The 1,238-nt window shown below is 41.5% G+C and carries 1 protein-coding gene; it reads left to right on the forward strand.

The window, feature by feature from the left end:
• Positions 1 to 73 precede the first annotated feature (73 nt).
• Positions 74 to 1,233, forward strand: a protein-coding gene (locus Q9R24_RS14970) for an IS3 family transposase (protein ID WP_311204773.1) whose coding sequence is annotated in 2 segments (ribosomal slippage) — positions 74 to 308 and positions 308 to 1,233 — 1,161 coding nt in all. Because the reading frame shifts where the segments join, the coding sequence is not laid out codon by codon here.
• Positions 1,234 to 1,238: the final 5 nt, after the last annotated feature.

The following is a 1,238-nucleotide window of genomic DNA, read 5'->3' on the forward strand; positions in this document are numbered from 1 at the left end:
TGATCCTAGACAAAATAATGGACAGCACGTCCCTCTAAAGATAACGTAACTTTAATCTTTGGAGATTCAAGAAATGGCTAAACGTTTTAGTCCCGAATTTAAACAGCAAGCGATTGATTATGCACTTTCAAACTCACACGAGTCTGTAGCTGCAATCGCCCAGAAATTAGGTGTGGGTTATTCAACATTAGATAAATGGATTCGTGAAACCAATCCGGCAGGTTCAAGCAAACGTCAACTTTCACCAGAACAACAGCGGATCGTGGAATTAGAGAAAGAAGTCAAACAGCTCAAGGAAGCCAATGACATCTTAAAAAAAGCGCATGTGTACTTTCTAACAGATCATGCCAAGAAAAGTACACGGTAATTCAAGATCTAGATATGAATGAAGTCACCGTATCTTCTGCCTGTAAATACCTAGGTGTCAGCACTTCAGGCTATTATGCCTGGCGAAAACGTCAAGCCAATACGGCACAGAAATATAATGACTTAAAAGCCGTATATTGGCAGCATCATGCACGATTGGGTGCACCTTCATTAGTACATGACATGCATGATTTAGGTTACAACATGAGCGAACGTACTATTGGAAGGATGCTAAAAAAGCTTGGTTTACGTAGCAGGATTGCGCGTAAATACAAGCATACGACTGATTCAACCCATCGTTTGCCTACAGCACCCAACTTGTTGGATCGCCAATTTACAGTTACTCAGCCTAATAAAGTCTGGACAACAGACATTACCTATATCCGCACTAAAGAAGGTTGGTTGTATTTATGTGTGATGCTAGATTTATTTAGCCGTCGTATCGTGGGGTGGCAAACCAGCCATCGAATAGACCGCCAGTTGGTGTGTGATACGTTTAACTATGCAATGGCTCGTCAGGGTTATCCAACTGGTGTTATGGCTCATTCGGACCAAGGCTCACAGTACTGTAGTCGTGATTTTAGAGCGCTGTTACTGAAAAATGATTGTACTCAGAGTATGTCTAGACGTGGAAACTGTTGGGATAATGCAGTGACTGAAAGCTTCTTTCATACATTAAAAGGTCATGTGGTACATGGCAGTGTGTTTTCGACTCGAAAAGAGGCGAATGCGGTCTTGTTTGATTATATTGAGATTTATTACAATCGGGTCAGAAGGCATTCTGCAAACGGCTGGTTAAGTCCAGAAGCCTTTGAACAGAAATATTTCAAGAATTTAGAGGGATCGATTGTCCACGATACTGTCTAGGATCA

It is taken from the genome of Acinetobacter sp. RRD8 (genome assembly GCF_031844225.1).
GTDB lineage: Bacteria > Pseudomonadota > Gammaproteobacteria > Pseudomonadales > Moraxellaceae > Acinetobacter.